Below are 7,504 nucleotides of genomic sequence, written 5' to 3'. Positions count from 1 at the left end.
GGTGCCGAGTTCGGCGGTGGCGGTGATCGCCCACTTCAGATCGCCGTCGCCGGTGGCCGTGAAGCTCGCGAATTCTATTGTGCCGTCGTCCTCGTTGAGGGTGGTCCGGATGATCGGGTCACACCGGTCATCGAGTATCACGGCACGGTGCAGCACCAGGTTGTCGACGCTGTGGTCGGAGCCGTAGGTCTCCCTGGCTGCCGCCAGCGCCATCTCGACGTACACGGCGCCGGGCACGATGACGCTGCCCTGCACGCGATGACCGTCGAGGAACGCATGGGAGACGGTGCTGAGCTCCACCTCCCACGCGGGGTGTACCCCACGCACGGGCTGGCCGAGCAACGGGTGCACCGGCGTGTAGAACAGCGCCTCGTCGACCTCGTAGTTGTCGTACCAGTACCGCTTCGTCTGCCACGGGTAGTGCGGGATCTTGACCGGGCGCGCTGCGCCGTCGGGATGTATCCGGTCCCAGGCCACCTCGTGACCGGCATTGTGCAGAGCACCCAGACAGGTCAGCAGCGTGCGAACATCGTCGTGGTCGCGGCGCTGCGCGGCCAGCACCGAGATCCGCTGCGCACCGGCGGTTTCCAGAATCGACGCGGCCAGCACCGGGTGCGGTCCCAGCTCGACGAAATGTGTGTAGCCGTCGTCGAGCATCTGCGCCAGGGCCGGCTCGAAAAGGACGGTGGCCCTGGTGTTCTGCCACCAGTACGCGGCACCGGCGGCATAGTCTGTCAGCAGCTCGCCGGTGACGGTGGAATACAGCGGCAGCTGCGCGGGCTGCGCGGACAGACCCTCGAACGCGGTGAGCAGATCGTCCTTCACCGCGTCCATGTAGTGGGTGTGATAGGGCACCTTCACGGCCAGATACCGGTTGAATATCTGCGCCTCGTCCAGTTGCCGGGCGATGTCTTCCAGGACGTCACCGTCGCCGGCGACCGTGACGGCGGACGGGCTGTTGACCGCGGCCACCGACACCCGGCGACCGAACTCGTCGAGCACCTTCTCGTCGATGGTCTGCATCAATGTCTCGGCGGACAGTCCTACCGCCAGCATCCGGCCCTGCCCGCTGGTGCGCTGCTGCAGCCGGCTGCGGTGATAGATGACCCGAACGGCCTGCTCGAAGGTCAACAGGCCGGCGAGATGATGTGCAGCGACTTCTCCTGCGCTGTGGCCGATCACGGCATCCGGGACGATGCCGAACTCCGCGAGCTGGGCGGCCAGCGCAATCTGGATCGCGAAGTTGGCCGGTTGGGCGATCTCGGTGTCGGCCATCCGCGACTGCGCCTCGTCGCGGCGCAGCTCCTCGATCAGCGACCAGTCGGCGTAGCGGGACAGCTCGCGGTCGGTTCGCCGGATGCTCTCGGTGAACACCGGGAGCACGCCGAGCAGCCCCCGGCACATCCGCCACCACTGCGGTCCCATACCGGTGCACACAAAGGCCAGTTTCGGTGTGCCGGAGCCGATCCGGCTCGTCTCGATGGAACCGCCTTCGGCCAGCGCACGCAGCTGCTCGCGGGCGTCGGCGAGATCCTCGGCGATGAACGTGTGCCGGTGACTCAGATGCGCGCGGCGCCGGGACAGGGTGTATCCCAGGTCGGCCAGCGACACCTCGGGGTGCGCCTGCAGGTGCTCGGCCAGCCGGCCCGCGGTGGCCGCCAGGGCATCCTCGCTGCGAGCCGATATCGGGAGCACAGCCAGCGGCAGTGCGCCCTCGGCCATCTCGGCAGAGGTGGCCGCCGCGGGCGGCTCGGAATCTACAGCCGCGGGCGGCTCGGACGGTTCAGCCGCGGGCGGCTCGGCGAGCACGACGTGGGCATTGGTGCCGCCGAATCCGAAGGAGTTCACCCCCGCGATGCGACGCTCGGTCTGCGGGAATGGCCGCCCCGTGGCCGGGATGTCGAGGTTGAGTTCGGAAAGCGATACGTGCTGGGTCGGATTGCGCAGGTGCAGGTTCGCCGGGATGAACCCGTGCTTGACCACCAGCGCGGCCTTGATCAACCCGGCGACGCCCGCACCGGCCTCCAGGTGGCCGATATTGGTCTTGACCGACCCGATCACCAGCGGTTCGCCGGCGGGGCGGCCGGAGGTCAGCGCCCCGGCCAGGGCGCGCATCTCGATGGGGTCGCCGACCGGTGTGCCGGTGCCGTGCGCCTCTACGTAGCCGATCTGCCCCGGGTCCAGGTCCGCGCGCCGTAACGCGGTGCGGATCGCCGCCTCCTGGGCGTCCTCGCGCGGCACGGTGATGCCGTCGGTGTGGCCGTCCTGGGAGACCGCGGTGCCCAGGATCTGCGCGTAGATGTCGTCGCCGTCCGAAACCGCCTGCGTGAGGGGTTTGATGACGACGACTGCACCGCCCTCACCGCGCGCGTAACCGTCGGCCGAATCGTCGAATGCCCGGCTGCGGCCCTGCGGGCTGAGGAATCCGCTGCGCGATTCGGCGATCGCGGTGTTCGGACCGACCATGATGTTGACCCCGCCGGCGACGGCAAGGTCGCATTCGCCGTTCCAGATGCTCTGAGCGGCAAGATGAACGGCGACCAGGGAGCTCGAACACGCGGTGTCGATCGTCATGCTGGGGCCACGGAAGTCGAAGGCGTGTGAGATGCGGTTGGCCAGCATCGTCATCATCATCCCGGTGGCCGAGTGCGGCTTGAACCGGTAGCGGCTGGTGCGGCCCTGATTCTGCAGGAGTTGGTAGTCGAGGGTGAACCCGCCGACGAAGACCCCGACATCACTGCCCGCCAACCCGTCGACCGGAATCCCACCATCCTCGAATGCCTGCCAGGTGACCTCCAACAGCAGGCGCTGCTGGGGATCGAGGGAATGCGCCTCGCGCGGCGAGATGCCGAAGAACTGCGGGTCGAACTGGTCGATCTCGGCGAGGAACCCGCCGCGACGGGTCACCACCTTGCCCATCTTCGCCGGGTTCGGGTCGTGATAGCGGGCGGCATTCCACCGCGTCGCCGGGACCTCGCCGGTGGCGTCCACCTCGTTGCAGAGCATCCGCCAGAAGCTGTCCGCGGATTCGGCACCGCCGGGGAAACGGCATCCGACCCCGACGATCGCCAGGGGTTCGCGGTGGTTGGGCAGTCGATCGGTCACGGGCATCGGTACTTTCTCGCGGCGCTACACGGCTCCAGTGGGATTCGTCGCCGCGACGGGGTTGGATGGGTACCCCGATCCCCTTTTATGTACCGGTGTCCATGGCGATCAGCTCGGCTGCAGCGCCGGGGACCGGGTGATGATCCAGTCACCGCTGATCGGGTTGACGGCCTGCTCCCGGCGGTAGGTGTTGCGCAGTTCCCGCAACAACGCGTCGCGTTGCCATTCCTGGACCTGGCGCACAACACGATCGTCGTCGAACGTGCCGGACGTCGCCGCCAGCACCGTCTCGACGAGTTGCCCGGCTATCTGCCGCAAAAGCCGGCTGTTGGCCGCGAACTGCGCGTCGAAGTCCGACCTCGGCGCCATCATCGCGTGGTGCAGGGTGACCATGAAGTCCAACGGTGCGTACAGGTCCAGGAACGGCACCGTGGCGTCGGCGTCCGACACCGCGGCCCACTCCCGGAAGAACCGCTGCATCCGATTGCTGAGCGCGATCAGTCCCTCGAGTTCGGGGACGAACTCCGGATCGTCGGTCAGCCGCACGTACCGGTCGTTCATGTAGAGCATCCCGATGAAGCCCCAGTAGAAACCGATGTCCCAGATCACCTTCGCCGACATCACGGCGGGGGTGCCCATCAGCACGTACTGGTCCTGGTAGATCGCCAGCCACATCTCGGTGAGCGAACGGAACAGCGTGTCGCTGACCTGTGCGCGAACGGTCACGTCCTCACCGGCGAGGTCGCGGTCGACCAGGTCGGTGATCAGGCCGTTGCCGATGGCGACCAGGTCCAGCCCCGAGGAGTACAGCGGGTCCAGGAAGATGCCGGCATCGCCGGTGAGTCCCCAGCGGCCGGCGCCGTCGTACACCTTGGTGGCCCCGTGGCTGTACTTCTTCATCACCCGGAAGTCCATGATCTGGTCGTCGTGCTCGGCCAGCACCGCCGCACACTGCGGCTCGTGTTCGCGCAGCCAGGCCTTCGCCTTGGGCAGCGTGTTGAAGCTGTCGAAGGGGTGCAGCGCCGGGTCCGCGACGATCCCGACACTGGTGGCACCGGAGCCGAGCCGGATGAGCCAGACCCAATAGCCCTCACCCATCAGGTGATTGGTGGACATCGCCCGGTCACCCTCGACCAGACGGGAGTGGTAGCCAGGGTCATCGCTCCAGCCGTTGACGTCGATCTCGGTGGCGACGCGCAGCCACGCCGCGTTGCAGTGATGCTCGTTGGCCAGCTTGAGGTCCAGCTGCCGGGGCAGCGTCCGGTTGCGGCCCGACGCGTCGATCACCCACCGCGCCGTCGTCTCGGCGGCCGCGGTGTCCGTTTGGTAGGAGACGATGTGCGGCGTGGCTGCGAGTTCCACGGAACGCACACGCCCGCAGCGGATCTCGACACCGACCGCCACGCACCGACGGTGCAGTTCGTTCTCCAGCCGGCCCCGGTCGATCTGGTAGGTGACCTGCGGGACGAACGTGGAACCGCCGAGCTCCATGCGCGCGGCGATATCGGTGTTGCGGCCGTGGGAGAAGAACATCCGCAAGCCCATCTTGCGCAGGTGCGCGGAGCTGAGGTGATCGCCCAGGCCCAGCGTCTCCCGCAGGTAATGGGCCGAGACCTCGACGGTGGATTCACCGACGGTGTGCGTGATCTCGGCCAACGGATAGCTGTTCGGCTCGATGATCAGCACCCGGATGTCGGGGCGTTTGCTTCGCAATTGCAGGGCGAGTCCCATCGCGGCCACACCACCACCGACGATGACGACATCGTTGTCGGCCGAGGGGGTGTCTGCCGCCGGCAGCTGGCTTCTGATCTTCCGCGCGAGGGCTGCTCGTGTCTGCGCGTCGAGTTGTGCGAGTTCAGGGCGCATGAATTCAAGATACCCATCCGGGCCGCGACCCGACGGCTACTGGGAAATCTGGGCGGCCGCGCGGTGCCGTCCGTAGACGCGCTCGAAGATCGGTGAGGCCATCAACGTCGTCACCACGGCCACGATCACCAGGATGGTGAACAGCGTGGGTGTGATGATGCCCGCCTGGAGCCCGATGTTGAGCAGGATGAGTTCGATCAGACCACGGGCATTCATCAGCGCACCCAGCGCCAGCGATTCGCGCATCGGCACGCGACTGAGCCGTGCCGCGACCGCGCACGCGACACCCTTGCCCACGATGGCGACGATGAGCAGGCCGGCGGTGATGGCCCACAGCCGTGGCGTGTTGACCAGTCCGATCTGGGTGTTCAACCCGGAGTAGACGAAGAACAGTGGCAGCAGCAGCTTGGTGGTCAGCGGTTCGAGCTTGTCGGTGAGCTGGGCGGTGAAGAAACCCGAGGGCATCGCGACGCCGAGGATGAACGCACCGAAGATCGCGTAGATGCCGATGATGTCGGTGAACCACGCACACGCCATCAGCAGGATCAGCACCGTGCTGAGCATCGACCCGCTGACGGCCTGCTGCTCCTCGGCCCGCGCGCCCAGCGGTTTGAGGGCTCGTTGCCCGATGGTCAACACCACCACCGTGTAGATCAGACCGCCACCGATCGCGACGACGGCCAGCATCGGGCTGTCCTTGTAGATGGCCAGCACGATGGCCAGGATGCACCAGGAGATGGCATCGGCCGTCGCACCGCAGGCCAGCGCGAGCGTGCCCAAAGATGTTCCGGTGAGCTTCTTTTCAAAGATGATCCGGGCGAGCATGGGGAATGCGGTGATGGCGATCGACGCGCCGAGGAACATCATTGCCATGCCGATGTTGACGCCGTCGCCGAAGAACTCGCCGCCGCCCAGCAACGGGATGGCCGCCAGCGCACCGATGATGAGCGGAGCGACGGTTCCGGTGGCCGAGACGGCGGCGGCCGTCCCGGCCCGCTGCCGGACATGGTCGACGTCGAAGTTCATGCCGATGATGAACATGTAGAGCACCAGGCCGACCTGCGCGGCGGTGTACAACACGATGTTGGCCGTCCCGGACGGGAAAAGGGTGGCCTGCAGGTCGGGCGCGATGCGGCCGAGTAGCGAGGGGCCCAGGACGACGCCGGCGATCATCTCGCCGACGACCTGCGGTTGGCCGAGGCGTTGGGCGACGATCCCGGCCAGCCGGCAGGCGGCGAGGATAACGGTGAGTTGCAGGAAGAAGTGGATCGCGATGTCCGCGGGCATAGGTCAGATTAGCCAGACGAACTGTTCACCGCGCAACGTTCTGCCGCAGGGTGGCCAACGCGGCGGTCGTCAGCCGGGCGAATTCGGCCGCCTCCGCTGATTCCAGTGCGGCGCCGACCAGTTCGGCCATCCGGCGGTTGGTCGCGTTCTCGATCTCGATGTAGCGGTCTTTCTTGTCCGCGCCGTCGGCGAACGGTTCGGGCCAACCGAACATGGCTGCGTAGCGCGGACCCTTGTTCAGCATGTGCGCCTCGATGGGCGTGATCCCCGACAGGCTGAGGGCGTTGAAGTGGAGTCCGGCCCGCAGTTCCCGCAGCACGAACATGACCTGGAGGGCGCGCGCGGGCGCGTCATCGGCCGGCGGCATGGCCCTCCAGCCCGCGAACAACGGGGATGAGGAGGTCGGCGCCGCGGCGATCACCTTCTCCCCCAGTTCGGCGATGCGTTCCAGACCGTCGGCGCCGGCAAGGTGACTCCGACCGAACTCTGCCGCCTGGTCCCAGTACACCTGCGCCGCACCGGAAGCGCCGCGGACCGCTAGACCCTCATCCCAAAGGGCTGCGATTCCACGGGGTTCGAAAACGGCGAAGATCGCGGCGACGGTGGCACCGGTAGCCTCGCCGAGCACGCCGCCGCGACCGGCCACATAGCCGGACAGTGGGTTCTGGTATCCGGCGGCGACGCTGCCCGCATAGGTCTGCGGGTGCAGCATGAACACGGCGACGGCCTGCTCGACGGCGGTGCCCGCCGCCGCGGTGGCATCGATCAGATCGGTGTCGCTCATCGGAGGTTTCTCCTCGGTAGGGAAGACGGTGTGATGATCGAACACTAGACGGCTGTCAATTCGGGGCGATCCCCCACTCTGTCTACCGCGCTTGTGCCGTACCGCGGCGCCCGAAAGACGCCTCCCCGGGTGTCCGCACGATCGCGCCGCAAGCAGAGATGTCGTGGGGCGACAACCGAAAACTGAACGCGACCAGGGCATTTCGGGTCTCAGTTTTTTCTTTGGCCTCTTTGGTCTCTGCTGTCACATTCTGCCGCGTTATGTCGGTGGCCGCACGTATGTTCGAGTCATGACCACAGCGGGGCAGGCAGTAGCGGCATTGCGTGCCGCCTACGACGTCTTCGCCGCATGCGATGTGGGGACGATGTCCCGCGACGAGTTGGTGGCCGTGATGGATGAGGTCGAGACGCTGACCTGCCGGTTACCCTCGCAGTGGCATCGCATGCTGGCCACCCTGCAGGC

4 protein-coding genes are annotated in these 7,504 nt (G+C 67.0%); all 4 read right to left on the bottom strand.

Annotated elements, in window-relative coordinates:
- A partial coding sequence (locus BST17_RS28265) for a type I polyketide synthase (protein ID WP_133053614.1) occupies positions 1 to 3,111 on the bottom strand: 3,111 nt, incomplete at its 3' end.
- Between the two features lie 102 nt (positions 3,112 to 3,213).
- A complete protein-coding gene (locus BST17_RS28260) occupies positions 3,214 to 4,971 on the bottom strand; it encodes an NAD(P)/FAD-dependent oxidoreductase (protein WP_083062324.1) in 1,758 nt (585 codons plus the stop codon).
- A 36-nt stretch (positions 4,972 to 5,007) separates the two neighbouring features.
- Entirely contained in the window at positions 5,008 to 6,258 is a 1,251-nt protein-coding gene (locus BST17_RS28255) for a cation:proton antiporter domain-containing protein (protein ID WP_083062323.1), read from the bottom strand.
- 25 nt (positions 6,259 to 6,283) lie between these two features.
- Positions 6,284 to 7,042: an SCO6745 family protein gene (locus BST17_RS28250; RefSeq protein WP_083062325.1), complete on the bottom strand. Its 759-nt coding sequence runs from the start codon at positions 7,040 to 7,042 to the stop codon at positions 6,284 to 6,286.
- Positions 7,043 to 7,504: the final 462 nt, after the last annotated feature.

The sequence above is a fragment of the Mycolicibacterium bacteremicum genome, from assembly GCF_002086115.1.
Taxonomy (GTDB): Bacteria; Actinomycetota; Actinomycetes; order Mycobacteriales; family Mycobacteriaceae; genus Mycobacterium; species Mycobacterium bacteremicum.
Note: the sequence above shows the minus strand (reverse complement) of the source record. Positions and strands in the feature narration are given on the sequence as shown.

Coding starts and splice junctions, on each gene's coding strand:
- BST17_RS28250 (WP_083062325.1), bottom strand. CDS start 7,042: ATGAGCGACACCGATCTGATCGATGCCACCGCGGCGGCGGGCACCGCC.
- BST17_RS28255 (WP_083062323.1), bottom strand. CDS start 6,258: ATGCCCGCGGACATCGCGATCCACTTCTTCCTGCAACTCACCGTTATC.
- BST17_RS28260 (WP_083062324.1), bottom strand. CDS start 4,971: ATGCGCCCTGAACTCGCACAACTCGACGCGCAGACACGAGCAGCCCTC.